Here is a 24,499-nt window from a genome sequence, read left to right on the forward strand (position 1 = left end):
TCAGATCTCCCGGCGGCGAATGATGGACAGGATCACGATCGACACGGCGGCCAGTACCGGCAGCAGGAATAGCGCCGTGGCCGCGCCGCGCCCCAGCGACCCTCCCTGGACTCCAGTGAAGAACGCCAGAGTCGGCAGGACCTGGGTGGCATTGGCGGGGCCGCCGCGCGTCAGGATGAAGACGGTGACGATGTCCGTGAATACAAAGACGAAGGTGAACAGGATCGTGACCCCGAACACCGGGATCAACATGGGCAGGACGATGTGGAACAGGCGCCGGAAGTAGCCGGCCCCGTCGATTTCCGATTGTTCCAGGATGTCGCGCGGCACGCCGTTCAGCCCTGCCAGGATGATGACGGTGGCCAGCGGCAGCAGGCGCCAGACGTTGACCAGGATGATGGAAAACAGAGCCAGGCCGCTGCGTCCCAGCCAGAATGTGTTGTCGAAGTCCCCGAACAGGGCGCCGGGGTGGCCCAGCAGCCCCAGTCCGCGCAGGACCCAGTCCAGCGGACTGAAGGTCGAGTCCAGCATCCACAGCCAGGCGATGGCGCTCAGCGATGCCGGCGCCGTCCAGGGCAGCAGGATCAGGAAGCGGATCAGCCATTTGCCGCGCGTCGGGCGCATCAGCAGCTCGGCCTGGATGGTGCCCAGCACCAGCACGCCGACCAGGGTGCTGATCGTGATGAGAAAGGTGTTGCCTATGGCCCGCAGGAAATCGGGCGTGTCCAGCAGGGCCCTGAAGTTCTCCAGGCCGATGAAGCGCATCACCGGGCTGCCGGTGGTGACGTCGTTCAGGCTGTAGATCACGGCCAGTACGATGGGGATGCCCAGCAGCAGGGTGATGTACAGGATGGCGGGCAGGACCATGCCCATGGCCAGCAGAGTGTCGCGCTGGTGCAGTGTCAGGGTAGATGCGCGGCGCATGGCGTCAGTCCTGGGCCCGCAGGCCGGTGCGCGGATCGAAGCGGCGCATCAGCGCGTCGGGCACGCAGAATGTGCGGGTCTGGCCCGCCGCCAGGCCTTCGGCCAGTCGTTCGGGCGACTTCAGGATGACGTCGCTGCGGTTGGGTATGAAGATGCCGTAGACCAGGGCGTCGGCCCCCAGGTTCTCGACTTGCTGGATCTCGATGGGCAGCATGTGGTGCTGCGGCAGGTCGGCCTGTTCGGTCAGGCGGGCGTCTTCCGGGTGGAAGCCCAGCAGCCAGTCGCCGGCGGGAATCAGGTTCATGGGGGGGGAACCCATGAATTGCGCCACGAAGGTGTTGGCAGGTTCGTGGTAGATCTCGTAGGGCGTGCCGATCTGCTGGATCTTGCCGTGGTTCATGACGGCGATACGCTGCCCCAGGCCCATGGCTTCGACCTGGTCGTGTGTCACGTACAGCGTGGTGATGCCGGTTTGCTGGTGCAGGCGCTTGAATTCCCGACGAGCGGAATGGCGCAGTTTCGCGTCCAGGTTGGACAAAGGCTCGTCCATCAGGAACAGGGTGGGCGTGCGGACCAGGGCGCGGGCCAGCGCAACTCGCTGGCGTTCACCTCCCGACAGTTCCCGAGGGCGGCGGCCCAGCAACTGGCCGATGCCGAACAGGTCGGCCGCCCAGCGGACCTTGTCCTGAATCTGGTCGGCCGGCATCTTGACGGCTTCCAGTGGAAAGGCGATGTTGCGGGCGACCGTCTTGTGCGGGTAGAGCGCGTAACTTTGAAACACCATCGCGATGTTGCGCAGGCGCGGCGGTTCCTCGTTGGCCACGCGCCCGTCGATGCGGATGGTGCCGCTGCTGGGGTGTTCCAGCCCCGCGATGGTGCGCATCAGGGTGGATTTTCCCGAGCCCGAGGCGCCCAGCAGCACCAGGAATTCCCCGTCGGGGACATCCAGGCTGACGTCATCGACTGCCTTGACGCGGCCGTGGTCGTAGGTGGTGCTCAGGTGCTCGATGCTCAGGCTTGCCATGAGATGTTTTCCTTTTGCCGGTTCAGGCCTTCTTGCCGCCGATCAGGCCGCGACCGCGCCATTGGGCGTAGATGCTTGCGCATTGCTTGGCGGCTTCGTCCACGGCCTGTTCCGGGGTCAGGTCGCCGCGCGCGGCCTTGGCCATCATGTTGGGCAGGATGAAGGTGTTGAAGACTTCGCCCACGGCCGGGTTGGAATACCCCGGGTGGCCCAGGTTGGTGGTCCATTCGGGGGCCGGCACCAAGGGCGCCAGCTTGCCGTCGGCCTCGCCGTCCAGCTTGAACGGGTCGTGCGCGAACCAGGCGTCGTTCAGGTTCTTCAGCGTCTTGGCGTCCTTGATTGCCGGATAGCCCCGTTCGCCGCTGGGCACGGGCGTGCCGAAGAAACTGGGCGAGTTGTAGAGCTTGCTCTGGTACATGGCCTGGTCATAGTTGGCCGCCAGGTGCAGGATGAACTGCTTGGCCAGGTCTTCGCGGGCCTTGGCGAACTTCGGGATGATGTAGTTGTAGAGCACGTGCACGTTGGCCCAGCGGTCACCCTTCGGGCCGGCCAGCGGTCCGGTGAAGAACACGTCCTTGGCGATGTCGGGCTTGGCGGCCTGAGCCGAACGGTAGGCCGAGATCGAATTGACGATGTAGGATGCCTTGCCGGCCAGGAGATCCTGGTTGTTGGATGCGGCGTTCCAGGCAAAGACGGCGGGCGTCATGGTGCGGTGGTAGAGATCCACCATGTATTTCACGGCCTCGATGGCCAGGACGCGGTTGTTGCCCTGCCCCAGGATGACGTTGTCGTCGGCGTCCTGCACAGAGGCTCCCCAGGACCACAGGATGGACCGGGCCACCATGTTCGAGTCCAGTTCCTGGGACATGCCGATACCCACCTGGACGCCTTGGTCCTTGCGGATTTTCTCGCCCACGTCGAGCAACTGCTGCCAGGTATCCGGACCGTTGGCCATGCCGGCCTTGTCCCAGAGTGATTTGCGGTAGTCGCCGCAGTCGATGGTCCAGCCGTGACAGAAGGCATACCAGGTCTTGACCACCGGGTTGTAGGACACGCGCTTGGTGATGGGGAAGATGTCGCCGAATTGTTTGGCCGCCTGCTGGTTGATGTCGGCCATGTCCAGCACGTTGGGGGTGAACTGGGCCGCCTCGGGGCCAAGCTCGATGATGTCGTGCCCCGAACTGGCCGAGAGTTCGGACGTGGTGGCAGTGACGAGATCGCCGATGTTGATGTGATCGACCGTGACCTGTATTCCGTGGGCGTCGCCCCAGGCCTTGGCAAAGGTGTCGAACCATTTGTCGTAGCTGGGGACGAAGTGGCTCCATTGCAGGATCTTCAGGGTCTTGTCGGCCGCGAAGGCGCGGGCGGGCAGGAACGGCACGCCCAGGACTGCCAGCCCCGCCAGGCTGCCTGCCTGCAGGATGTGGCGTCGGGTAGGCGAGTCGGGGGAGTCGGACCGGCGGGGGAGCGTGTGAGTCGGGGTGAGGGTGGAGCGTGTGTACAGCATGACCTGCCTCCTATGAGGGGCAGGTCGTCAGACCTAATTCACTGGCGGCACTACCCTGAACAAATGGATATGCAGCAGCGTAGCGGTCGCGGGCTACCTGGCGCGTCACGCACGATGAAATCGTAGCCCAGTGTAACGCCGTTTGATTTATAGGGACGCAGTGAACCAGGGTAAACCCTTAGATTCACCGTTCCGGCCGGACCGTGGCTCGGTGCAGCCGGAACATGCGCTGACGGCGGTTCAGGCCGTGATAGTTTGGCGGGATCGCTGGCTCAGCAGAGATAGCGCCGTATCCTCGATCATGTCTTCCTGGCCGCCCACCATGCCGCGCCGGCCCATTTCCACCAGGATCTCGCGGGCCGGGATGCCGTACTTTTTCTCGGCGCGTTTCGCGAACAGCAGGAAGGACCCGTACACCCCGGCATAGCCCAGGGTCAGGGCGTCCCGGTCGATGCGGATGGGGAAATCCATCATGGGTACGACCCGGTCTTCAGCCACGTCCTGGATCTTGAAGACGTCGACGCCGGTCTCGATGCCCATCAGGTCCAGGACGGCGACCAGGACTTCCATGGGCGTATTGCCCGCGCCGGCCCCCAGGCCCGCGCAGGCGGCGTCGATGCGGGTGGCGCCGGCCTCGATGGCGGCGATGCTGTTGGCAACCCCCATCGCCAGGTTGTGGTGGCCGTGGAATCCCAGTTCGGTCTCGGGCTTCAGGGCGTCCCGGACTGCCAGCAGGCGTTCGCGCACGGTGGCAGGCAGCAGGTGGCCGGCGGAATCCGTTACATAGATGCAGTTGGCGCCGTAGCCTTCCATCAGTTTGGCCTGCTTGGCCAAGCCTGCCGGGCTGTTCATGTGGCTCATCATCAGGAAGCCGACCGTGTCCATCTCCAGGCGCCGCGCTTCGGTGATGTGCTGTTCCGAGACGTCGGCCTCGGTGCAGTGGGTGGCGACGCGGATGGTGTGGACGCCGAGATCGTGCGCCATGCGCAGGTGGTCCGTCGTGCCGATGCCCGGCAGCAGCAAGGCCGAGACCCGGCTGTGCTTGAGGATCGGCAGGACGGCGTTCAGGTAGTCCTCGTCCGAATGGGCGGAAAAACCGTAGTTGACCGATGCGCCGCCCAGGCCGTCGCCGTGGGTGACTTCGATCAGGGGCATGCCGGCCTCGTCCAGCCCCTGGGCGATGGTTCGCATCTGTTCCAGGGTGATCTGGTGTTGTTTGGGGTGCATGCCGTCGCGCAGCGTCATGTCGTGCAGCGTGATTTTCTGGGATGTCTGTGTCATGGTCGTGTCCTTAGCTGGCTGCCGATTCGGCGCGGGCTGCGTGTTGCAGCATGTGTTCTGCCATCAGTTCGGCGGTCCGGGCGGCGGCGGCCGTCATGATGTCCAGGTTGCCGGAATATTTCGGCAGGTAGTCGCCCAGACCCTCGATCTCCAGATAGATGGAAACCCGTTTTCCATCGAAGACCGGACCGTTGACGAGGCGGTAGCCCGGCACGTATTTGCGCACCTGTTCCAGCATCTGGTGGATCGATTCGGTGATGGCGGCCTGGTCGGGTTCTGTTTCCGTCAGGCAATGCACGGTGTCGCGCATGATCATCGGGGGATCCGCCGGATTCAGGATGATGATGGCCTTGCCTTTCTTGGCGCCGCCGATCTTTTCGACCGCGCCGGATGTGGTGCGGGTGAATTCGTCGATGTTCTTGCGGGTGCCGGGTCCGGCGGACCGTGACGACACTGTGGCGACGATTTCACCGTATGACACGGCTTGCACGCGCGAGACCGCGTAGACCATGGGGATCGTGGCCTGACCGCCGCAGGTCACCATGTTGACGTTGGCCTGGTCCTGTTCTGCCAGGGCCGCCAGGTTGACCGGGGGCACGCAGTAGGGGCCGATGGCCGCCGGGGTCAGGTCGATCATGCGCACGCCCAGGGCGGTCAGTTTTTCTGAATTGGCGGGATGCACATAGGCGCTGGTGGCATCGAAGGCGAAGCGGATGTCGTCTTCCCGTACGTGGGGCAGCAGGCCGTCCACGCCCTGGTCGGTGGTTTTCAGGCCCAGTTCGCGGGCGCGCTTCAGGCCGTCGGATTCCGGGTCGATGCCGACCATCCAGACCGGCTCGATCCAGTCGCTGCGCATCAGCTTGGCCAGCAGGTCGGTGCCGATGTTTCCAGGGCCGATGATGGCGGCCCGCAACTTCTTTGTCATGGCGTACTCCTTGGTATTCGAGCGTGAAATAGGGTCATGGCCTGCAGGTGGCGCAGCCGTTGTTTTGGTCGGGTCTTGTTCTTGCGGGCCGTTGGGAGATTCTAGAAGGGTGTTGGATTTTTTTCAACGAATGAGATTTAGTCTCATATGTTGAGAGAAATTAAAAATGGTGGGAGAATCCCTGGAGAGTCGGGATTGCTGGAAGGTCGGAAGTCTCGTGCCGCGCCGGGCGGCAAAACGGCCGACTGCGGGAATGCAGCCGGCCGTGCGGGAAGGGTTCGAGGGAACTCAGTTGCCCATTTCTGCGCTGATGCGCCGGGCGGCGTCCAGCACGACGGGGACCAGGTCGCGCATGCGTTTGGGCGACATGTAATCGCTGGTGCTGGTGACGCTGATGGCGGCCACGATGGTGTGGCGCGCATCCCGGACCGGGGCGGCGACACAGCGGATGGAGGGTTCGTCTTCACCCAGGTCGTAGGCATAGCCGCTGCGCGCGTAGCCCTGCATGAGATCCAGCCATTGGTCCCGCGTCAGGGGCAGCTGCAAGGATGCCGCGTGCTGGTCGTAGAGCGTGCCCCAGGAACCGACGTTGCCGTCCAGCAGCAGGGCCTTGCCTACGCCGGTGGAAATCAGGGGTTTGATGCCACCGACCCGGGAACTGATTTCCACAGGGCGTCGGCTGGCGATTTTTTCCAGGTAGAAGACGGCGCCCAGTTCCTCGCAGGCCAGGTGCACGGTGTCGCTGGTCTGCGTGGCCAGGCGTTCCAGAAAAGGCCTGGCAATGGCGGTCAGTTCGATCTGGCTGTGGGCCTGAAAGCCCAGGGCTAGCAGCTTCCGGCCCAGGCGGTAGCCCTTTCCGGGCACCCGCTTCAGGTATTGGCGCTGCAGCAGCACGGACACGATGCGGTGCGCCGTGCTGTAGGTCATGCCAGTACGGGCGGCGATCACGCCGATGTCGGTCGCCCCGTCCTGCGATACGGCGTCGATGACGTCCAGCCCGCGCACCAGGGTCTGGCTGGCGGTGACGGCTTTCGGAGACGGCCGGCCCTGTCTGGATCGGGGGGCGTCGGCTTGCGTCATTCCAGCGCCTGGACGCATTCGCGGATCAGCGCGGGGCCCCGGTAGATCAGGCCGGTGTAGAGCTGGACGGCGTCGGCGCCGGCCTGGATCTTTTCGCGGGCCTGGCGGCCGGATTCGATGCCGCCCACGCCGATGATGGCCGTGTCGGTGCCCAGGTGTTCGCGCAGCCGGCGGATCACGGCCAGCGACAGTTCGTGCACCGGAGGGCCGGACAGGCCGCCGGCCTCTTCTTCGTGGGGCAGGCCGCGCACGGCATCGCGCGACAGGGTGGTGTTGGTGGCGATGATGCCATCGATGCCGTGGCGCGGGACCAGGTCGGCGACGGCGTCGATTTCCTCGGGCTGCAGGTCGGGAGCAATCTTCACCACCAGCGGAGTGCGGCGCCCGTACTGGTCGGCCAGCGCCAGGCGGCGAGCCTGCAGGGCGGCCAGCAGGGCGTCCAGCGCGTCATGGCTTTGCAGGCTGCGCAGGTTCTTCGTGTTCGGCGAGGAGATATTTACCGTGACGTAATCGGCGTGCGGATAGACACCGTCCAGACAGCGCAGGTAGTCGTCCACGGCGTGTTCGATGGGGGTGGCGGCGTTCTTGCCGATGTTCAGCCCCAGGATGCCGCCCTCGTGGCGCCATTGGCTGCGCCGCACGTTGGCGATGAAGGTGTCCAGGCCTTCGTTGTTGAAACCCATGCGGTTGATCAGGCAGCGGGCGCGGGGCAGGCGAAACATGCGCGGCTTCGGATTGCCTGGCTGGGCGCGGGGCGTGACGGTGCCGACCTCGATGAAGCCGAAGCCCAGCGCCGCCAGCGCGTCGATGTGGGCGCCGTTCTTGTCCAGGCCGGCGGCCAGCCCGACAGGATTGCGCAGGGGCAGCCCCATGACGGTGCGCGGCAGGGTAGGCTGGTGTGTCGCCGTGGCCAGCCGCGTCAGGGTGCAGTCGTGGCCGCGCTGCAGCGTCTTCAAGGTCCATTCGTGCGCCTGTTCGGCGTCCATGGAGAACAAGGCGGCGCGGGCCAACGGGTAGGCGTTGAAGAACAGGGACATGGCTTGGGCTGGATTTCCGTGAGGATCGGGAAGGCGTGGAGCCTGGCGAGTCAATCGGATGCGTGCGGCGCCGGTTCGGTCCAGGCGCCGTTCTGCAGGATCTGATGCGGCCGGAACCGCGATTTGTAGGCCATTTTACGGCTTTCGGAGATCCAGTAGCCCAGGTACAGCCAGGGCAGGCCCAGGCGCAGGCAATAGTCCAGCTGCCACAGGATCCCGTAGGTGCCCAGGCTGCCATGCCAGTCCGGGTCGTAGAAGGTGTACACCGCCGAGATGCCCTGGTCGATGCGGTCCATGATGGACACCATGCGCAGGTCGCCTCGCGCGTCGTGGAATTCGGCCATTTCAGTGTGCACGCGGCTGGTCAGCAGGAATTGCGTGTACTGCGCCTGATCGTCCTGGTCCATGCCGGCGCCAGGGTGGCGCTGCTGCTGGTAGCGCAGGTACAGATCGAAGTGCCGGGCGTCCCAGTGCAGGGGAGACAGTTGAACGGCCAGCTCTGCCTGCATGCGCTGCCAGAGCTTGCGCTGGGTACGGTCGCGTTCAAACCGCCGCACATCGACGCGCAGCGGAATGCAGGCCTGGCAGCCGTCGCAGGCAGGCCGGTAGGTGAACAGGCCGCTGCGGCGAAAACCCTGTTCGATCAGGCGTGAGTAGGCGGCGTCGTCCACCAGGTGGGCGGGGGCGGCGACTTCGGATCGGGCCATGCGCCCCGGCAGGTAGCTGCAGGGGTAGGCCGCCGTGGTGTAGAACTGCAGGCGGCGGAAAATCGATTCACTGGGTTTGCTCATGGCGAAGGCCGGGATTCCTGTCGGTTCATTGTGACACCAGCCATCGGTGAAGGCCAGTGGGTGGATTGCCGCTTGAGTTCCCGGCGCCGGTTGTCGTACAACATAGGTCGGAGAGAAACGGATCATCGGAGGACGGTATGACACAGGCGGGCGCAGAACTGGCGCAATTGGTGTCCCTTGGGGCGGATTACGACGCGCAGCTGGCAGCCCGCTGGCGCGTGCTGCCCTTGTTTCGGGAAGACGCGCCCGAGGCGCGACTCAAGTCCCTGGCACCCGGCATCCGTTTGCTGGTCACGTCCGCCCGGGTGGGCGTAGGGGCCGAGACGCTGCAGGTGTTGCCGCACCTGCAGGCCATCTGCAGCTGGGGCGTGGGGTGCGATGCCTTGCCGCTGGAGGCCGCCCGAGAACGGCAGATCGTCGTCAGCAACACACCTGATGTGCTGACCGAATGCGTGGCGGATATGGCCTGGGGGCTGTTGCTGGCCAGTGCTCGCCAGATTCCGGCGGGCGACCGCTACGCCCGGTCGGGCAGCTGGGTGGCGCAGGGAAAGTTTCCGCTCAGCACCCGCGTCTGGGGCAGGCGGTTGGGCATCCTGGGCATGGGCCGGATCGGCGAGGCCATCGCCCGGCGCGGACAGGGCTTCGGCATGACGACGCGCTACCATAACCGCCGGCCGCGCACAGACCTGCCGGACTATGGCTACGAGCCGTCTCTGGCCGAACTGGCGCGGTGGGCCGACTTCCTGGTGGTCGCCTGTCCTGGCGGCGCGGCGACCCGGCATCTGGTGGATGCTCCGGTGCTGCAGGCCCTGGGGCCGCAGGGCCTGTTGGTCAATATCGCCAGGGGTTCCGTGGTGGATGAGTCGGCCCTGATCCCCATGTTGCAATCAGGGGCCCTGGGAGGCGCCGGCCTGGACGTGTTCGAGCACGAGCCGGGTGTTCCCGCCGGCCTGGCGGCGGTCGATCGTGTGGCGCTGACGCCGCATGCGGCCAGCAGCACCCGGGACACCGCCGGCAGAATGTCGCAGCTGGTGGTCGATAACCTGATTGCCTGGCAGGATCAGCGGCACTTGTTGACGCCAGTGGCCTGATGCTCATCCGGGCGGGGATGACGCCAGGGGCATCGTGTCGTCGGCAATCAGTCGGCCATCGGCCAGCAGGCGCCCCCGTCCCCAGGCTGGGGCAGGCGCATCGCGCCCTTCGGCCAGCAATCCCAGGAACTGTCCCCTGGAGATCGGGCGAGCGCCCAGGCTGGCCAGGTGCGGGGTTTCCTGCTGGCAGTCGATCCAGGGGACGGCCTGGGCCTGCAGGTAGCGCACCAGATAGACCAACGCCACTTTGCTGGCGTCGGTGGCCAGGCTGAACATCGATTCGCCGAAAAAACACTGCCCCAGGCTGACGCCGTACAGGCCGCCCGCCAGGCGCCCGTTGATCCAGGTTTCGACGCTGTGGACGTGTCCCCGTTGATGCCAGGCCGTATAGGCCTGGACGATGTCCGGCGTGATCCAGGTGGCATCCCGGCCCGTCGGGTGTTCAGGGGCGGCCCATGGTTTGCCTGAACGCGCCTGTCCGAGGCCGATCCGGGGTGTGCCGCGCTGGGCGCAGTGGGCCATGACGTCCGGAAAGGCCAGGTTCAGGGTGACGCAGAGTGCGCCGGCTGCCCGGTGCAGCGTCGACCCCGTTTGCGGCAGGTGGTCGAACTGGCGGATGCGTTTGGCCAGGGACCGGCTGACACGCAGGTCCCGGCAGCGCAGCACCATGCGCGGGTCCGGACTCCACCAGAGCACCGGGTCGCCAGGGCCATACCAGGGAAACAGGCTTTTGCGGTAGGCTTCCTGCAGCCGCGCGGGCGACAGGTCCAGCCCGGCCGCCACCAGCCCTTCGGGAGACGCCCGGCTGATGTCGGGCAGGGGCGCGTCCGGTTCAACCCAGGCGATCGGCATGGCTGTCGGCTGGCGGCGGACCGGTCAGTCCGGAAAGCGCAGATCGATGGCGTAGTGCCGGGTAGGAAACCGGCTCTGGTCGCGGTCTTTCAGGTAGTGTTCCAGCGTCGTGCTGACCGTGCGGAAGGCCAGGTCGTGCCAGGGGATGCGGTCCAGGTCGAAAAATGCGGCTTCCAGTGTTTCGGGGCCCGGGGCCAGGTGGTCGTCCAGGGCCTGGGCCAGGTAGAACAGATGGACCTGGTTGACCGAGGGGACGTCGATCACCGTGTAAAGGGACTGGATCTGGATGCGCGCGCCGGATTCTTCCTGATTTTCGCGGGCGGCGCCCTGTTCCGTGGTTTCGCCCAGTTCCATGAAGCCGGCCGGCAGCGTCCATTTGCCGTGCCTGGGTTCGATGGCGCGGCGGCACAGCAGGACCTGGTCACCCAGGATCGGCACGACCCCCACCACGTTGCGCGGATTCTGGTAATGAACCGCCCCGCAATGGGTGCAGAGATCCCGGATGCGGTTGTCGTCCGGCGGGATGTCGCGGGTGAGCGCATGGCCGCATTGCGAGCAATACTGCTGGGTGCGGGGCGCAGGGTGATAAAAGGCGGGGTCGGACGGGTTCATGCGCTGATTTTAGCGTGCTGGTCGGGGCGCGGGGGGCTTCGGACGAAGCCCAGGACAGCATGCGTCTCGGCGGACTGCAGCCAGCCGATGGGCGCCGCGTCCGGCGGGACCGTTCGGCGGATATCCGGGGTAGCGGTCTGGCCAGCCAGGTAGACGCTCAAGGCCGCGCCCTGTATGTCGCGCGGGGTCTCGAAGGTTTCCAGCCGGGCGCTGAGCGGTTCGCCGTCCGTCGTGTGCAAGGCCTCGATCACCTGGGCCAGGTCCCTGTCCGTGATCAGGCCGGCCCCCTGGCCGGCCTGGGTGTACAGGCAGCCATCGTCGTCCAGCCACCAGTGGGTGACCGGCCCGTAGGCCTGGTCCGTATGCGTGTGCAGTTGCAGTCGCCCCCGGTCGTCGGTCACCGTGCGCAGAATCCAGGGGGCGCCGTCCAGGCGCACGTAGACGCGCTGCGGGCCGTTCTGGAAGAACCAGCAGCCCTGCGCGTCGGATTGGTAGTTGCGGCTCATGAAGGCCGTGATCTGCGGGTTGGTGATGGCTTCGCCAGGCTCTTCGCTCGGTCCGCCCCAAGCCTGGCCATGCGGGTGCAGCAGCCATTGTCCCCGCCGGGACAGGGATAGCCAGCCATGGGCCGCCGGCACGTTGGGCCAGCGGGCCATGGCGGCCAGCACCCGTTCGTCCATTATTTCCAGTAGCCGTTGGCGGCGGCGATCGTCTGGAAGTTCGTGGCCACAACCTGAGATGACGCAATCAGGGCATTGGCGTCTTCGCCGTAGACCGGGCGCAGTTTGTCGCGCACTTCGGCCGAGGGCTGCGTGTATTTCACACCCATGCGGGCCAGTTTGAGGGCCAGTTCGAATCCTGCCTGCGGGGTGGGGGTGATGAGTGTGGTGAGCCAGGTGTCAGCCATGTCCTTGTCCTCCTGTTGTGATGGTTCCATAAGGATGGCACGAAAACCGGGGGACTGCAGGGATCGGACCGCAGCGCGTGGGGGCATTCTCCGTGGGCGGGCGGCGTAGAATGAAGGTTTGTCGAGATCATTGGGAAGCCGTCATGGATGCCCCCGTCAGCCTGGGCCTGGATCCTGTCGCATTGCAGGATTTTGTTGATGCGCAGTGGGATCGGGAAATCGTCCCCGCCCTGAAACACTATATCGAGATACCGGCCAAAAGCCCGGCCTTCGACCCGGATTGGGCGCAGCACGGCCATATCGACCAGGTCGTGCGCGATGCCGCGCAGTGGCTGGAATCCCGGCCGGTCGCGGGGCTGAAGGTCGAAATCCTGCGCTTGCCGGGCCGCACCCCGGTATTGTTCTTCGAGGCGCCGGCCACGCGCCGCGATCAGGGCGATGCGGTATTGATGTACGGCCACCTGGACAAACAGCCTGAATTCTCTGGCTGGCGCGCGGGCCTGGGTCCCTGGCAGCCGGTCATGCGAGACGGCAAGCTCTATGGGCGTGGCGGCGCAGATGATGGCTATGCCGCCTATGCGTCCCTGACGGCCATCGAGGCCCTGGACCGCCAGGGTGTGCCCCGCCCGCGCTGTGTGGGCCTGATCGAGACCTGCGAGGAATCCGGCAGCTACGACCTGCTGCCCTATGTCGATGCGGTGCGGGATCGCCTGGGCCGCGCGGCGCTGGTGGTCTGCCTGGATTCCGGGGCGGGCAATTACGATCAGCTCTGGATGACGACCTCCTTGCGCGGGCTGGTCACCGGGGTGCTGGAAGTCCAGGTGCTGGACGAGGGCGTGCATTCCGGGGACGCCAGCGGCGTGGTGCCGTCCAGTTTCCGGGTATTGCGCCATCTGCTGGATCGCCTGGAAGACAGCGGTACCGGCCAGGTGCTGCCTGACAGCTTTCATTGCGAGATTCCCCTGGAACGCCAGGATCAGGCCCGACTGGCTGCCGGCATTCTGGGGGACGAGGTCTGGAAACGTTTTCCCTGGGCCTGCGGCGCGGATCAGGGCTTTGTCCTGCCCATGACGCGTGACCCGCAGCAGGCGATGTTGAATCGCACCTGGCGGCCCGCCTTGTCGGTGACGGGGGCCGAAGGCCTGCCGCCCCTGGCCAGCGCGGGCAATGTGCTGCGGCCGCGCACGGCCTTCAAGCTGTCCTTGCGATTGCCGCCGCTGGTGGACGCGGCGGCGGCGGCTCAGGCGCTGAAATCCTTGCTGGAACAGGACGCCCCCTATAGGGCGCGGGTGTTGTTTCGCCCTGATCCGGGCGTGGCCGGCGGCTGGAACGCGCCCGCTTCCGCCCCCTGGCTGTCGGGGGCGCTGGATGCGGCGTCGCAGCAGTATTTCGGGGCGCCGTGCGGCTACATCGGGCAGGGCGGCACCATCCCGCTGATGAATCTGCTGCTGCAGGGCTTTCCGACGGCGCAGTTCATGGTGTGCGGGGTGCTGGGACCGCAATCCAACGCCCATGGCCCCAATGAGTTCCTGCACGTGCCCTATGCAAAGCGCCTGACGGCGGCCGTCGCCCAGGCCATGGCCGCGCTGCCTGCCTGATTTCGTCCGGAAACGATGGCAAAAACCGTGTATTGGTGGGGGATCAGGCGTCAATTTGCCTGATCTCGCATCTAGGCTGCTCAGTAGAATGGTTTTGAATCTTGCTAAAACCTTTCAAAGGCAGCCTCATCATGTTCGACAGCTTGCGCGCCCGTCTCACCGGCGTCAGTGTCCTGATTGTTTCCTTGTCCTTGCTCATCCTGTCGGCCGCTGCTTTTGTGGTGGTCCGGTCCATCGTGCTGGATTCTCTGGATGCCGGCACCGAACGCCTGGCCAGGACCTACGCCGGTGAACTCACCCAGTGGGTGCAGGACAAACAGCGGCTCACCGCTTCCATCAAGCTGGCGTTGCCGCAAAAGGAACCGGTCCCCTTCCTGCAAGCCGCCGAAAAAGCTGGCCTGGACCTGGCTTATTTCGTGCGGGCCGACAAATCCCATGCCTTTACCCGGAAGCAACCCGACGGCTACGACGGCACCCAGAGAGACTGGTACAAACAGGCGGCAGCCGCAGGCGGGCCTGTGGTCACGCCGATCTATGCCGATGCCGCGACAGGGGATCTGACCCTCAGCTTTGCCGAGCCGGTCGTGGAGAACGGCAAGACCATCGCCGTCGTGGCCTCGGACATGACCATGCGCTCGGTCATCCAGAAAGTCGCCGACATCCGGCCCTACGAAAAAAGCTTTGCTTTCCTGATGGATGCCAGCACCGGCAAGATCCTGGCCCACCCGGATGCCGGCCTCACACTCAAGCCGATCGAGGACCTGTCTCCCGAGCTCAATACCGGACTGGTGTCGGGCCTGGCCAAACAGGGGGGACATCAGGTGGTGTCGGTCGGCGGCGTGCCGCAGATGCTGTATGCGGCCGATGTCGCCGGCACGCATTGGGTGCTGGGCGTCGGGGTCGATCAGGCCGAGGCTACGGCGGCCCTGAACCGCCTGTTGTGGCTGGCGCTGCTGATCACCGTGGCCTGTGTGCTGGTGGCGGGCCTGCTGATGGCCGGGTTCGTGCGCCAGCAGCTGGGCCGTCTGGTCCAGGTGCGCGATGCCCTGCAGGATATCGCCTCGGGCGAGGGTGACCTGACCCGGCGCCTGGGCGAATCCGGCAAGGACGAACTGACGCAGATCGCCAGCGCCTTCAATCTGTTCGCCAACAAGATCTCCACCGTGTTCGTGCGCATCCGGGCAGCTTCCAATTCCGTGCAGACGGCAGCCACGGAAATCGCCAGCGGCAGCCAGGATCTGTCCTCGCGGACCGAGCAGCAGGCCAGCTCGCTGGCCGAGACCGCCGCCACCATGGAAGAAATCACTGCCACCGTGCGGCAGAACGGCGATCACGTCCAGCAGGCCAACAGCCTGGCGGCCGCTGCAGCCAAGACGACCACCGACGGCAATGCCACCGTGGACGAACTGGTCACGACCATGAGCGAGATCAACGCCAAGTCCCAGCAGGTCGCCGAGATCATCGGAGTGATCGATTCGATCGCCTTCCAGACCAATATCCTGGCGCTGAACGCCGCTGTCGAAGCCGCCCGAGCCGGCGAACAGGGGCGGGGGTTCGCCGTGGTCGCAGCCGAAGTCCGAGCCCTGGCGCAACGCAGCGCGGCGTCGGCCAAGGAAATCCGCAGCCTGATCGAGGCCTCGGTTCAGGCCACCACCAAGGGCAACCAGCAGGCCGCCAGCGCCAGCCAGGCCACCCGGGAAATTCTGGATGGCATCCGCCGCGTGACCGACATCATGGGTGAAATCAGCGCGGCCAACCGCGAACAGACCACCGGGATCGAACAGATCAACACGGCCGTGGCGCAGATGGACGACGTGACGCACCAGAACGCCAGCCTGGTGGAAGAATCCGCCGCAGCGGCCGCCAGCCTGCAGGATCAGGCCAACACCCTGGCCGGGCTGGTGGGCACGTTCCGCGTGGACGACACGGCAGCCGACGCGGGTCATGCGGCGGTGTCCGATGCGCGCCGGCGCCCGGTGGCGCTGCTGCCGCGCAAGTGATCGTTCCGAAATGAAAAAGGGCTTGTGCTGAAAGCATAAGCCCTTGATTTCATTTGGAGGCGCAAGCCGGAATCGAACCGACGTATACGGATTTGCAGTCCATTTTTGCTGTATAGGCAAACAGGAAAAATACTGTATATCCAGTGGAATTTACTGAACATATAGACAGTGAAAACCCCGTCGTATGTCAAGAAATCCCCACACTATTTGCCGGTCAGTTTGGCCAGCGCGTCGGTCAAGTCCTGGGTGCCAAGGTGCGAATATCTGGCTGTGGATGCCTGGGATTTGTGGCCCAGCACCTTACCCACGGTATAGAGCGGCACGCCGGCCTGCACCATATTTGATGCTGTGCTGTGACGCAGGTCGTGCAAGCGAAGGCCTGGGCGACCAATGGCCGCCGCACCTTTTTTGAGCCAGATCATAAGGCTGCGGTAGCTGATGGTGGGTGGCAACTTGTGGGCGTAGCAGGCGACCTTGCCGACCACTGGCACGATGCGCGGATCCCCGTTTTTCGTGTCCGGCAGCACGAACCGGCCATCCACCACGCGAGCACACCAGATCTCGCCCCGACGCATCCCGGAATAGAACGCGATCAGGATGATGCGCCGTGCCTCTCGCTTTGATATGGCCCGGCACATGCGCAGCACCTCGGGGCGCGTGACGTACTCCTGGCGGGCGTTGTTGACCTCTGGCATAGTCAGGTGCGCTGCGGGGTCCGGAATTTGCAGCCGACGATCACGCCAGATCAAGCGACAGGCGGCCCGCAGCAGGGCGATGCGCTGCTTGATTGTGGCTGCGCTCCACATCCCCGCTTTGTCCTCGGTGATTTCTCTGGCCACGTCCGGCAGGTCCGGCAGCCGACGACCCTCATAGTAGGGCAGCACGGCATTTAGGTGCTGGGCAGCCTGCAAGTGCGATTTCAGGTGCTGCTTGGTCTGCAAATAATGGACAACCGCCGTGTCGATGGTCGGCACGTTCTGCTCGATGCCTTGCGCTACCGCGTAGAGGCGGCCACTTTCCTCCCGGTCGAACTTGTCGGCCTGGGCTTGAGTCCAAGTTTTCGGAAGTAGTTTCGTGCCTCGGACCCGGTTTCCATGGATAACGCGGTCGAACTCAAAGCGATATCGACGGCGGCTTTTATCATAGTAGATCGACATGACTGCTCATACTCCACAATGTCGCGCTCGTCGAAACGGATCAGGCGACCGATCCGGATGCAAGGGATCGGGCCACCAGGAGCAGCCAGCTGGCGGGCCTTGGTCCTGCTGATGTTGAGCCTTGCGGCCAGATGTGCGGGCGTCAGCATACATCCTCCCTACAATTTCCATGCTTGCCGGGTCGTCTCGATGACCCGGGCGATTTCGTCGGTCACAGTGGCAGCCCATCCAGCCAGCGCAGGAATAGCTCCCAAAGTGTTTGTGCGCCCGCGTCGGTCGTCATGATCGCTCCTTGATCCGTCCACTGAAGATCCGTGCCAGCCCTCGCTGTCGTCGATCTGTCATATGGTTATCCATGGGGTTGTCCACTGCGGGTGTGGGTAAGTCAGGCATGGTCGACCTCCTTCGCAATCGCGGCCTGCCGATCGCTCTGCTGGGCGGCCCTGTCCGCCATGTCCAGCAGCGCGAGGATTCGCAGGGGATGCGCCACGACGTCCACGAACGGTCCGTAGTGCCGGTTGCATGCATCTCGCGCATCCTCTGCTGCCCGCCGTAGGTGCTTACGCTCTTCGTAGGTCAGTTCAGCCATGGTCGGCCCCCTTCGCTGCGCGGGCGGCAACCCGCACAAGCTCGGCGCAGACGATGTATTCGGGCTGTCCTGGCTTGTGTAATTCCATGCCTTCGCGGGCAAGGTCAACCGCATCGCTGTCAGGTATTGCATCCTCCCGATCCTGGGCGCAGTCAGGGCACGGTTCGCCGCCTTCGTCTGGCGTATAGTAGGACGGACCGCCGACCCAGCCGCGACCGCCGCAGGTCTGACATTTGGCCTGGGCGCTGGGCTGCGCCCGGGCGGCAACGGGAGCGGCAACGCCGTCTTGCATCCACAGCATGGCCTCGATAACTGCGATCTGAATTCGAGACACAAATTGCGATCTATCAGCACCCCACATGAGCGCGATTTCTTGGGCGGTGGAAAGCGCCTTGGCATCTATTGCCCCCCAATGTCCACGCCATGGCATCAGCGGCTCCTGCGCTACAGGGGAGGCATGGTGGTTGATAATGGCGAGCGGAACGTACTCCCGGCCTCGATCATGATCGATCTGCGACATATAGGCGAGCGACGAAATGCACGTCGGGTGCGCGGAGTAAAGCGTGTCAGCAGCGACCCACACCGCAGGCTCCGCACTTGCGGCGGGCTGTTTTAATTCCGTCGAATTCGACGGTTTTGGCTGGCCGCTGCCGTAGCGGGACAGTAGAGTGCGAACGGCTTGAATCAGCTCGTCTGGGTAGAGCGTCCACGCATTGTCTGCGTTGCCGTCAGACGTCTGCGCGTTCGCGAACTCCGCGATAATCTCATCGTCGCTCGGCATCCGGCCCTGCCGGTCGGCTTCGACTGCGGCACGAGGTCGCATTTCATCAACGGCGGTCGTCCAGGCTTCCCATGCAAGTTGGACGCGGGGTTCTTCGTATTGGCCGTCACCTGCGTAATTTGAGGCGATGCCGCGTCGAGAGAGCCACGCGTGGAATGCCAGCTGTTGATTGTCAGTCTTTGTTGTCATCGCTTTTCTCCAGCGCGGCAATCTCGCGCTTCAATTCCTCGATCTTGACCATGAACTGGAAGACCGGTCGGGCGCTACCCCAGGGCTTCGGCCCGGCCAGCCTGTGGCCGCTGTCGTCGTCGCTGATGTAAATGCACGGGCCTTCGGCTCCGTTGAATACTTCCAGCAGGCATTGACCTGGCTTGAGTTCAGCTCCCATCGCTGCCTCCCTGTTCCTGTGCGAGTTCCTTGTCCCGATTGATGATGTCTGTGCAGCTTTGATGGCCGTGCGGGCACTCGGTGGGCATCCCATCTGGAAACCCCATGCAGCAGTCAGCACAAATCCAGGCACACTCACCGCGTGCGGCCCGCATTTCCCAATCGTGGGTAGCCCTGTCGAGCGCGGAGAAGGTTTCTTTACTCGGGACACCCACACCAACAATCACGCCGGGGAATTCAATCTGCTGTGTCATGACCCCTCCTGTGCGAGTGCGGCGGCGATCGCCTTTTCGAGGTCGTATTTGCCGCAGCAGCAAAAGATTCCCTCCCCCCGACACTCGTCACCGTGTTCGTCCCTCGAAATCCACTTCTTGGCTTGGGTAAGCGCCTCCCGCATCCGGTCGTAATCGGCCAGCAGGTCCGCAATCATCTGTGCGCGGTGATTGATGCCGCCTTCGGCTTTGGCTTCTTCGATTGCCTGGGGCACGTCTTTTCGCAGCTTTGCGTATTTGTCAGTCATGGCCTGCTGTCTCCCCCGCAGCGCGGGCAGCTTCCCGCCCAGAAGTTGGCTTGTGAAATGAACGCGCCGCAGCATTGGCATCGAAGTGCCGACTTGCGTTCCCTGTACCTGGGGCGCAGGACGATCCCTGCGTCTGCGAGCGCCTCGTCGCGCTTGACATGCTGCATGTCGCACGCTGGCCGGGTTTTGGCGTCGATGTAGTCCTTTGGCCAGGGGATGTCCGTCGAGCGGCTGTCGTGCTGCGCTTGGGCTTCTTCACGGGTATAAACCTCCGCTCGCCGTAGGTCCGTTGTGTATCCTTTTCCGCCCAGCGCCCAAAACAGCATGTCGTTGCCGACGTAGCAGCGGCTGTCCTGTAGGTAGAAGGCGTCAGCCATTGGATTCTCCTGATAGAGCGGCGCGAACGGCCTCGTCCATATCCGCTTCCAGAATGGCTGCACAGCCGACGCCATACCCGTACGCTTGGGAAATGATTCCGGCAGCCTGCATTGCTTCGCGAGTCTCTTCATCAAGGGTCTCGCGCATGCACTTGATTGCAGCCCCCTTTTGTGAGGTCAGCGCCTCTCGTAGCCGTGCTATCTCCGCTGTCTGGGCGTCCAGGGCGTCGGCGGCGGAATACAGCCCAGACACGCAGCTTTTTGCCCTGGCCGCAGCCTGTGTGCGCAGCGGATGATCGACAGCCAGAGTGCTGGTCAGGGTGTCCAGCACCTCGGCAGCGTCTCGGATGGTTTCGGTGTTGATGGTCATGCGAATAGCTCCAATTGATCTGGCGCGCACAGAGATTCCAGCCATGCCAGCACGCTCGGCTCCGGGTTTCTGGCTTCGATCTCATTGCATGCGGCGGCAAGTGCGGCATCACGAGTGCTGGCGAATTTGCCCCATTTCGGGCCGAGCCGATAGCCGCTGTATCCGGCTCGGATCATGCTGCTGGTGCCCCACATCCACAGTCCATCCGTGTGTTGAGCGAGCTCGATGATGATGTCGGGGACGACGCGCTTTTGCCGGGCAGGCCCGCTCAGTGCGTGAGATCCGAATTCGATGCGCTCGATGCGACTGTCGTCCAGCAGGACGGGGCCGTTCGGATCGGCAGGCCTGCTGATGATTTCGACTGGGCGCATCATTCCTCCCACGGCCACGGATGCGTCTTTCCGGGACGCTGGCGCTTTTCCTTTGATCGCTTGCTCATGATTTCCCCTCGGCTTTGGCGTTGTGGTGCTCGACGTGGTGGCGTTTGCAAAGCCAACGCACATCGAGTGGGCGACTGTAATCATCGTGATGCGCTTCTGTTGGCGATGCGCCGCAAATCTCGCAAGGCTTTCGGGTGAGTCGCCCAGCTTTGATTGCCCGCCTAACCAGCCATCTAGCCTTGTGGTGGTCGCGTGTGCCGGGGGCCTTTGAGTATTCGCGCGCTCGAGCGTTGCGGCGCTCCCGAGTCTCTGGGTTTTTGAAATACTCAGTCTCATAGGCATGGTGGTACTCACGCGGCATTTTTCCGCCCCCGGTGGCCTTTCCTTCGGTCTTACGCCTTGCTCTCCAAGCTCGATCGTATTCCTTGCGACATGTCGAGCATCGGTAGCCATTCCCGGTTGGCGTGAAGGTTGCGCCGCACTGGCAACACGTCCTCATTTTGATTCTCCAGAAGCTTTGGCCAGCGCGGCACGGGCAGATTCGAGCGCCAGCTCATTGACCATCCCGATACCGACCTCGCGCAAAGCCACGTCACGGACATGCTCGGCATCTGCCAGCAACTTTTTCAGCGCCTCGTACATATCAGGCGCGGCGGCGATCAGCTTCTTATTGGCCGTGCGCTCGATCGTTTCTCGCTCAAACCGATCTTCTTGTCCTGGGTAGCGCTGTGGCGAAATCGTGTGGCAGATGAGTCCGCCCCTGTCCCTGACGCCGGATTCTGTTTCCCACCACGGCCCAGGCGTGTGCTGTGTGTTCATGGCTGAACCTTTTCAGTTATCTGGCGCGCCAGACTCTCGCATTCGTCTATGCAGTATTCGAGGCTGCGAAATTCACCGTCGTCCTCCCACATGATTGGGCTGTCGGGATAGCGCTCGCGCATCTCCAGCAGGCGCTCGGGTGACGCGCCGTCGCCAGCGTGCCCGCAGTCGTAGCCAAGCCACCAGAGGTCAGAGGGCACTGGATACTGACCACGCCCATCGCCGGAAAACGTCAGGCCGCCGTGAACGTCGAAGACCAACTCGGGGGATGTCATGCGCTCCTGGGTGGCGCAAAGCATCGTGATCACGCCACGCTTACCAACTGGCTCATCGTCGGACGGCGCGGTCAGCGCCGGACTTGGTTCGCTGTATTCCGCCCCATAGAGTGGGTGTCCCTTCGGCAGACCGACGTATCCGCAGCGATGGCCCATGTCACCCATGGTGACGACGGCTCGAAAGCCCGCTTGGGTTGTCCAGTCTCTTTCTACTTGATAGCTCATGTCCGCTCCCTGGCTGCAAGCATGGCGTCGGCCATGGCGTAGGCCATCGTGGCGACATCGGCGCCAGTGCAGTTTGTGAGGCTCCAGCCGTTCATTCCGTTGGCTTGGATCGGGCCACCAGGATTCGCCAGCAGCCCTTGCATCGCCTTGGCTGCGAAGTAATCGCGTAGGGACATGCCGCCGTATCCGCTCTCAAAGCGCGGGCCGCGGCTTACGTCGAATTGGCATGGGATCGGATAAGCCGGGCCGCCGTCGTTTCGTTGGGTCATGACGCGGCCCTCACGGTGCCTTCGGCGACCAACAGTTCAGCGAACGAGGTGCCCCACAGCTTTGCTGGCCGGTAGCCGAGTTCTGTGCAGAGGTCTGCCATCGCTCTGAGCGCTGTTTTGCCGAAGCCGCAAGGGGATTCCTGAATGTTGACGAAATCCGCCCGAGTGGCGCACCACTGATCGCCATCCATGGACAGGAGGCACTGAACTCGCTTGGCGTACTCCTGGACGTCGTCGTCGTTGCAGTTCCATTTCGCGGCCAGCTCGTTGATGCGGTCGCGGTTGGCTCCCGCTGCCAGGGCCTCAACCAAGATAGTCCAGGCTCCCATCCGATCAGACGGATCCATGGGCCACAAAGCGCGGGCCAGATCGCTGTCGCGGATGTCCATCGCGGCGTCCGGGTGCGGCTTGTAGATCAGCTCGCCGTTTTCGTGCAGGTAGTACCAGCCTTGAATGCTCATCTTCAATCTCCAATAGGGTGGGCAGCCAGACAGCGCAGGAATGGGGGACCGCTGCTGGCTTTTGTGCCCGTTGATCAGATGGCGGCGCGGCCCAGCACGTCGCACAGGTAGGTTTTCAGGAGTTCGATGGCGCGTTTTTCGTCGTGATCCCAGAGGGCGCGCAGCATGGCTTCGCGCTGGGCGCCCAGGCCGGAGGCCGTCTCTCCTCCGCCGAGCAGGCCCCTGTCTTCTGCCTCATCCAGGATTTCATCGTCATCGAATTGATCGAGATCGACATCAACCGTGATCGTCGCCATCACGCATCCCTCCGCATCCCGCCCAGCGCCGCCGTCAGGTCGCCAAGCAGTCGCGCCAGTTCGCCCGACATCAGCGTGAAATCGGCCTCGAACTGTTCGGCTTCGTTCTGGGCGTCCTGGTGTTCCTTCAGCACGTCCAGGGGCGCGACGCGCTTGACGTCCAGGTTGTCGGTCAGCACGAAGGAGACACGGTCGTTCCACGTCATGGCCAGGCGCGTGCACTGCTTGCCAGCCTGGACGTGATTGGCAGCCTCAGCGTGGTCGACTGACTGCCGGGTGTACCGCACCGTGGCGCGGGACTCGCCCGTGGAGCGCAGTTCGGTGTCCTGATCGATGGTGAAACCGGCGGGGGCTTCGTCTTCCGTCAGCCACAGCGTCATGGCGGCTGCGGGCGACATTTCCACGTGCAGCGGCACGATGGGAAAGGGCGTCAGGGTCTTGGCCAGCAGGCCCAGAACCTCATCGGATTTGCTGGTGCTGCTGGCGTCGATCACGAACCAATGGTTCTTGGTGTCGATCCAGCAGCGGGTATCCGACTGCGTGACGAAGGCCTTCGGCAGCAGTTCCATCGTCACCTGTTCTTTGATGTCCTTCATCTGCTTGCGGCCGGGCTTGTAGCCTTGGTTCTCTTCGATCTGCAGGGCGCGTTCGCGGGCTGCCAGATTGACGACGGACGCCGGCAGCAGGCGCTTTTCGGTGCGCAGGGTGATCAGCATCTGACCTGCCTGTTGATAGACCAGCCAGCCTTCGTCAGGGCGCGGCGGCACCCAGCCTGACGATTGGCTTTCTTGACTGCCGCACGCCTGGAAAGGCAGGTCTGCCAAGTCATCTTCTAGGCCGGACAGATTCGCGCCTGGTGCCAGGCGGTAGATTTTCGGGTTTTTGAACCACATGGGGATTCTCCAGGCGCGACTATCCGAGGCCGATGGCCTGGGTGCGCGGGGTTGAGGGTGGGGGCGTGCCTTGTTGCGAAAGTTTGCGGCGCTTAACATAGGCCCTACGATGGCGACCTGCTGGCGACAGCGGGCGCAGCAACTTAAGCGGAGAACCTATGACTTGGCACGTTTACGGCGTTGGCCCTATCGACTTCGGGTGGGATCACCTTAAAACCGTTGAGGAAACGGCGAGATCTCTCGGCGAAGGCGAGGCCATGGATAAACTACAAGGATGGGGAGGCACCACCGATCCGGGATTAGACGAGTTTTTGCAAGGATGGAATTCCGCCCAGAATGCTGCGCGTGACCACGGGTGGGAGGGAGATTTTCGTCATGATCCAGTCGTGTTCTGGGTTCCCGGCGAGAGCAATTTTCAGTTCGGGTTCGCTTTTAAGCAGGACAACAATGGAACAACTTTTGTTGTTTCCCCGGTTGAATTGCCTTACGCTGATAGTCCATGACCGATGTCGACAACCCCCGGTGACGGGCTCGCCTACCGAATCCTCAGCCCCACCCCCTGCACCAGCTTCGCCCCCGGCACTTCAAAGCCGTCCTGAATCGCCTTCTTGATGAGCGGTTTGTTCGGCTTCGGTTCCGGCGGCTTCGGATCGGTCATGTATTCCGCCGGGATCTGGCGCTCGTCGAACACATCCACGCTGGGCGGGTTCTTCTGCACGCTGATCGTGAACTGCGGATGCTCGACCTTCTGGATGCCTGAGTACACCATGGCGTCCAACAGGCGCTTTTTGAGGGCTTCGCGCCGGTTGGCGATGATCCGGGCCCGCGTTGCCAGGCGCTCAGCCTCAGCGTTCACCGCCGATTCCAGGGCCTCCATGTTGCGGATCACGAAGCCGTAGGACTGGACTTTCGGGACCATATCCGTTTCGGCTTCCAGCGTGTCCTGGATGGCCTGGTCGTCCAGATCCAGGTCCATCAGTTTTTCGTAGATGGCGCGGGCTTCCCCGGCCACCTCGTACAGGGGTGCGAGTGTGGTCATGTTCTATCGGCTCTGTGCGGGCCGCTCCATAG

Annotated in this window: 32 protein-coding genes and 1 pseudogene; 4 read left to right on the top strand and 29 right to left on the bottom strand. The window is 63.9% G+C overall.

Annotation, left to right across the window (positions count from 1 at the left end; all coding sequences use genetic code 11):
• The 8 genes from VDP74_RS01695 to VDP74_RS01730 form a co-directional block, all read right to left on the bottom strand.
• Positions 1-924 (bottom strand): sugar ABC transporter permease, encoded by a 924-nt coding sequence (locus tag VDP74_RS01695; RefSeq protein ID WP_322997884.1) that lies wholly within the window; start codon positions 922-924, stop codon positions 1-3.
• A gap of 4 nt (positions 925-928) precedes the next feature.
• Complete coding sequence (locus VDP74_RS01700) at positions 929-1,948, bottom strand: ABC transporter ATP-binding protein (protein ID WP_322997885.1); 1,020 nt, start codon at positions 1,946-1,948, stop codon at positions 929-931.
• A gap of 22 nt (positions 1,949-1,970) precedes the next feature.
• Positions 1,971-3,455: an ABC transporter substrate-binding protein gene (locus VDP74_RS01705; protein WP_322997886.1), complete on the bottom strand. Its 1,485-nt coding sequence runs from the start codon at positions 3,453-3,455 to the stop codon at positions 1,971-1,973.
• Positions 3,456-3,695: 240 nt separating this feature from the next.
• Positions 3,696-4,736 carry a 4-hydroxy-2-oxovalerate aldolase gene (dmpG, locus tag VDP74_RS01710; protein WP_322997887.1) on the bottom strand — a complete coding sequence of 347 codons (1,041 nt, stop codon included), beginning with the start codon at positions 4,734-4,736 and terminating at the stop codon, positions 3,696-3,698.
• A 10-nt stretch (positions 4,737-4,746) separates the two neighbouring features.
• Positions 4,747-5,661, bottom strand: coding sequence for an acetaldehyde dehydrogenase (acetylating) (locus tag VDP74_RS01715; RefSeq protein ID WP_322997888.1), 915 nt, complete (start codon positions 5,659-5,661; stop codon positions 4,747-4,749).
• A 288-nt stretch (positions 5,662-5,949) separates the two neighbouring features.
• A complete protein-coding gene (locus VDP74_RS01720; protein WP_322997889.1) occupies positions 5,950-6,741 on the bottom strand; it encodes an IclR family transcriptional regulator in 792 nt (263 codons plus the stop codon).
• Positions 6,738-7,778: a quinone-dependent dihydroorotate dehydrogenase gene (locus VDP74_RS01725; protein ID WP_322997890.1), complete on the bottom strand. Its 1,041-nt coding sequence runs from the start codon at positions 7,776-7,778 to the stop codon at positions 6,738-6,740. Before VDP74_RS01725 ends, VDP74_RS01720 begins: the two co-directional genes overlap by 4 nt.
• A 50-nt stretch (positions 7,779-7,828) precedes the next feature.
• A complete protein-coding gene (locus tag VDP74_RS01730; RefSeq protein WP_322997891.1) occupies positions 7,829-8,569 on the bottom strand; it encodes an arginyltransferase in 741 nt (246 codons plus the stop codon).
• Between the two features lie 137 nt (positions 8,570-8,706).
• On the opposite strand from VDP74_RS01730, the gene VDP74_RS01735 reads away from it, so the two are divergent.
• Positions 8,707-9,660, top strand: coding sequence for a 2-hydroxyacid dehydrogenase (locus VDP74_RS01735; protein ID WP_322997892.1), 954 nt, complete (start codon positions 8,707-8,709; stop codon positions 9,658-9,660).
• A gap of 3 nt (positions 9,661-9,663) precedes the next feature.
• On the opposite strand, the gene aat is transcribed toward VDP74_RS01735, so the two are convergent.
• From aat to VDP74_RS01755, 4 genes are read right to left on the bottom strand one after another with little or no spacing between them, the layout of a single operon-like run.
• Positions 9,664-10,512, bottom strand: coding sequence for a leucyl/phenylalanyl-tRNA--protein transferase (aat, locus tag VDP74_RS01740; protein WP_322997893.1), 849 nt, complete (start codon positions 10,510-10,512; stop codon positions 9,664-9,666).
• 24 nt (positions 10,513-10,536) lie between these two features.
• Entirely contained in the window at positions 10,537-11,124 is a 588-nt protein-coding gene (locus tag VDP74_RS01745) for an NUDIX hydrolase (protein WP_322997894.1), read from the bottom strand.
• A complete protein-coding gene (locus VDP74_RS01750) occupies positions 11,121-11,804 on the bottom strand; it encodes a DUF2946 family protein (RefSeq protein ID WP_322997895.1) in 684 nt (227 codons plus the stop codon). Before VDP74_RS01750 ends, VDP74_RS01745 begins: the two co-directional genes overlap by 4 nt.
• Positions 11,804-12,031: a hexameric tyrosine-coordinated heme protein gene (locus VDP74_RS01755; protein WP_322997896.1), complete on the bottom strand. Its 228-nt coding sequence runs from the start codon at positions 12,029-12,031 to the stop codon at positions 11,804-11,806. The genes VDP74_RS01750 and VDP74_RS01755 overlap by 1 nt, the downstream gene beginning before the upstream one ends.
• A 143-nt stretch (positions 12,032-12,174) precedes the next feature.
• Between VDP74_RS01755 and VDP74_RS01760 the strand changes: the two genes are divergently transcribed.
• Positions 12,175-13,629 (top strand): M20 family metallopeptidase, encoded by a 1,455-nt coding sequence (locus VDP74_RS01760; protein ID WP_322997897.1) that lies wholly within the window; start codon positions 12,175-12,177, stop codon positions 13,627-13,629.
• 131 nt (positions 13,630-13,760) lie between these two features.
• Complete coding sequence (locus tag VDP74_RS01765) at positions 13,761-15,629, top strand: methyl-accepting chemotaxis protein (protein WP_322997898.1); 1,869 nt, start codon at positions 13,761-13,763, stop codon at positions 15,627-15,629.
• Between the two features lie 203 nt (positions 15,630-15,832).
• Here the strand turns inward: VDP74_RS01765 and VDP74_RS01770 are convergent, their stop codons facing one another.
• The 16 genes and pseudogenes from VDP74_RS01770 to VDP74_RS01840 form a co-directional block, all read right to left on the bottom strand.
• Positions 15,833-16,786, bottom strand: coding sequence for a site-specific integrase (locus VDP74_RS01770; RefSeq protein ID WP_322997899.1), 954 nt, complete (start codon positions 16,784-16,786; stop codon positions 15,833-15,835).
• Between the two features lie 56 nt (positions 16,787-16,842).
• Positions 16,843-16,935: pseudogene (locus VDP74_RS15285) on the bottom strand (hypothetical protein); the annotation flags it as partial.
• Between the two features lie 236 nt (positions 16,936-17,171).
• A complete protein-coding gene (locus VDP74_RS01775) occupies positions 17,172-17,375 on the bottom strand; it encodes a hypothetical protein (RefSeq protein WP_322997900.1) in 204 nt (67 codons plus the stop codon).
• Positions 17,368-18,345 carry a hypothetical protein gene (locus tag VDP74_RS01780; protein ID WP_322997901.1) on the bottom strand — a complete coding sequence of 326 codons (978 nt, stop codon included), beginning with the start codon at positions 18,343-18,345 and terminating at the stop codon, positions 17,368-17,370. The genes VDP74_RS01775 and VDP74_RS01780 overlap by 8 nt, the downstream gene beginning before the upstream one ends.
• Entirely contained in the window at positions 18,329-18,544 is a 216-nt protein-coding gene (locus VDP74_RS01785; RefSeq protein WP_322997902.1) for a hypothetical protein, read from the bottom strand. Before VDP74_RS01785 ends, VDP74_RS01780 begins: the two co-directional genes overlap by 17 nt.
• Positions 18,534-18,797, bottom strand: coding sequence for a hypothetical protein (locus VDP74_RS01790; RefSeq protein ID WP_322997903.1), 264 nt, complete (start codon positions 18,795-18,797; stop codon positions 18,534-18,536). The genes VDP74_RS01785 and VDP74_RS01790 overlap by 11 nt, the downstream gene beginning before the upstream one ends.
• A complete protein-coding gene (locus VDP74_RS01795) occupies positions 18,794-19,063 on the bottom strand; it encodes a hypothetical protein (protein WP_322997904.1) in 270 nt (89 codons plus the stop codon). Before VDP74_RS01795 ends, VDP74_RS01790 begins: the two co-directional genes overlap by 4 nt.
• A complete protein-coding gene (locus VDP74_RS01800) occupies positions 19,060-19,440 on the bottom strand; it encodes a hypothetical protein (protein ID WP_322997905.1) in 381 nt (126 codons plus the stop codon). The genes VDP74_RS01795 and VDP74_RS01800 overlap by 4 nt, the downstream gene beginning before the upstream one ends.
• Entirely contained in the window at positions 19,433-19,810 is a 378-nt protein-coding gene (locus VDP74_RS01805; RefSeq protein ID WP_322997906.1) for a hypothetical protein, read from the bottom strand. The genes VDP74_RS01800 and VDP74_RS01805 overlap by 8 nt, the downstream gene beginning before the upstream one ends.
• Positions 19,807-20,334 (bottom strand): hypothetical protein, encoded by a 528-nt coding sequence (locus VDP74_RS01810; protein WP_322997907.1) that lies wholly within the window; start codon positions 20,332-20,334, stop codon positions 19,807-19,809. The genes VDP74_RS01805 and VDP74_RS01810 overlap by 4 nt, the downstream gene beginning before the upstream one ends.
• A 351-nt stretch (positions 20,335-20,685) precedes the next feature.
• Positions 20,686-21,009, bottom strand: a complete 324-nt coding sequence (locus VDP74_RS01815; RefSeq protein ID WP_322997908.1) for a hypothetical protein — start codon at positions 21,007-21,009, stop codon at positions 20,686-20,688.
• A complete protein-coding gene (locus VDP74_RS01820; protein WP_322997909.1) occupies positions 21,006-21,509 on the bottom strand; it encodes a hypothetical protein in 504 nt (167 codons plus the stop codon). Before VDP74_RS01820 ends, VDP74_RS01815 begins: the two co-directional genes overlap by 4 nt.
• Positions 21,506-21,778 carry a hypothetical protein gene (locus tag VDP74_RS01825; protein ID WP_322997910.1) on the bottom strand — a complete coding sequence of 91 codons (273 nt, stop codon included), beginning with the start codon at positions 21,776-21,778 and terminating at the stop codon, positions 21,506-21,508. Before VDP74_RS01825 ends, VDP74_RS01820 begins: the two co-directional genes overlap by 4 nt.
• A complete protein-coding gene (locus tag VDP74_RS01830) occupies positions 21,775-22,239 on the bottom strand; it encodes a hypothetical protein (RefSeq protein ID WP_322997911.1) in 465 nt (154 codons plus the stop codon). The genes VDP74_RS01825 and VDP74_RS01830 overlap by 4 nt, the downstream gene beginning before the upstream one ends.
• A 74-nt stretch (positions 22,240-22,313) precedes the next feature.
• On the bottom strand, positions 22,314-22,535 hold the full coding sequence (locus tag VDP74_RS01835) for a hypothetical protein (RefSeq protein WP_322997912.1): 222 nt from the start codon (positions 22,533-22,535) through the stop codon (positions 22,314-22,316).
• Positions 22,535-23,428 (bottom strand): recombination-associated protein RdgC, encoded by an 894-nt coding sequence (locus VDP74_RS01840; RefSeq protein WP_322997913.1) that lies wholly within the window; start codon positions 23,426-23,428, stop codon positions 22,535-22,537. Before VDP74_RS01840 ends, VDP74_RS01835 begins: the two co-directional genes overlap by 1 nt.
• A gap of 158 nt (positions 23,429-23,586) precedes the next feature.
• Between VDP74_RS01840 and VDP74_RS01845 the strand changes: the two genes are divergently transcribed.
• On the top strand, positions 23,587-23,931 hold the full coding sequence (locus VDP74_RS01845) for a hypothetical protein (RefSeq protein ID WP_322997914.1): 345 nt from the start codon (positions 23,587-23,589) through the stop codon (positions 23,929-23,931).
• 32 nt (positions 23,932-23,963) lie between these two features.
• On the opposite strand, the gene VDP74_RS01850 is transcribed toward VDP74_RS01845, so the two are convergent.
• A complete protein-coding gene (locus VDP74_RS01850; RefSeq protein ID WP_322997915.1) occupies positions 23,964-24,467 on the bottom strand; it encodes a siphovirus Gp157 family protein in 504 nt (167 codons plus the stop codon).
• Between the last annotated feature and the right edge of the window lie 32 nt (positions 24,468-24,499).

The organism is Castellaniella sp., assembly GCF_034674885.1.
Taxonomy (GTDB): Bacteria; Pseudomonadota; Gammaproteobacteria; order Burkholderiales; family Burkholderiaceae_B; genus Castellaniella.